General features: G+C 47.0%; 4 tRNA genes and 2 rRNA genes. All 6 read left to right on the top strand.

The features are described 5' to 3' along the window. Positions 1–68 (top strand): 16S ribosomal RNA (locus L4D78_RS28315); the annotation flags it as partial. Positions 69–168: 100 nt separating this feature from the next. Further along, positions 169–244, top strand: a tRNA-Glu gene (locus L4D78_RS28310). A gap of 1 nt (position 245) precedes the next feature. After that, positions 246–321: transfer RNA gene (locus L4D78_RS28305), tRNA-Lys, on the top strand. Between the two features lie 66 nt (positions 322–387). Continuing rightward, positions 388–463, top strand: a tRNA-Val gene (locus L4D78_RS28300). Positions 464–499: 36 nt separating this feature from the next. Beyond that, a tRNA-Ala gene (locus L4D78_RS28295) sits at positions 500–575 on the top strand. A gap of 288 nt (positions 576–863) precedes the next feature. Further along, positions 864–992, top strand: a 23S ribosomal RNA gene (locus L4D78_RS28290); the annotation flags it as partial.

Below are 992 nucleotides of genomic sequence, written 5' to 3'. Positions count from 1 at the left end.
GGTTCATGACTGGGGTGAAGTCGTAACAAGGTAGCCCTAGGGGAACCTGGGGCTGGATCACCTCCTTAACGATATGACCTGCTGTTTTATGCAGTGTCCACACAGATTGCTTGGTCGAAATGTAAGAGAGCGCGAATGTTGCCCAACAACATTCGCAAGCAACACTTAGTCCCATTCGTCTAGAGGCCTAGGACACCGCCCTTTCACGGCGGTAACAGGGGTTCGACTCCCCTATGGGACGCCACGGGTCGTTAGCTCAGTTGGTAGAGCAGTTGACTTTTAATCAATTGGTCGCAGGTTCGAATCCTGCACGACCCACCATCTTCTCCTCAGAGGATGGCAGTTTTGATTTTACTTTTTTAAAAGTGGAAACAAGCTGAACACGGAGGGCGATTAGCTCAGTTGGGAGAGCACCTCCCTTACAAGGAGGGGGTCACTGGTTCGAGCCCGGTATCGCCCACCATTCTTTCTTTTTGAAAGAACCCAGAAATACCCTGATGGGGCTATAGCTCAGCTGGGAGAGCGCCTCGCTGGCAGCGAGGAGGTCTGCGGTTCGATCCCGCATAGCTCCACCACTTTCTAAATACACTCTGATGAGTGTTGTTAGAAAGTGGTTCTTGTGTCTCTTCGGAGATAATGAAACACAATGCTCTTTAACAATCTGGAAAGCTGACTAGTAAATTGAATCTTTTAGATTCAATTACAAATGTTTTATCGGCACTTTATTTATAAAGAACGGTAAAACGAGTTCTCAAAACAAACACATTCAAGTGTCTTGTGTAAGAGTCCGGCGAAAACAAATAATTCTCTTTTATAGAGAGTGAACCTTGGTTGTTGCCATACGAAACCTCTTGGGGTTGTATGGTTAAGTGACTAAGCGTACACGGTGGATGCCTGGGCAGTCAGAGGCGATGAAGGACGTATTAACTTGCGATAAGCGTAGATTAGGCAGTAAAAGCCACTTGAGTCTACGATTTCCGAATGGGGAAACC

Source organism: Photobacterium minamisatsumaniensis (genome assembly GCF_050336695.1).
GTDB classification, from domain to species: domain Bacteria; phylum Pseudomonadota; class Gammaproteobacteria; order Enterobacterales; family Vibrionaceae; genus Photobacterium; species Photobacterium minamisatsumaniensis.
This window is presented reverse-complemented; position numbering and strand designations above follow the sequence as displayed.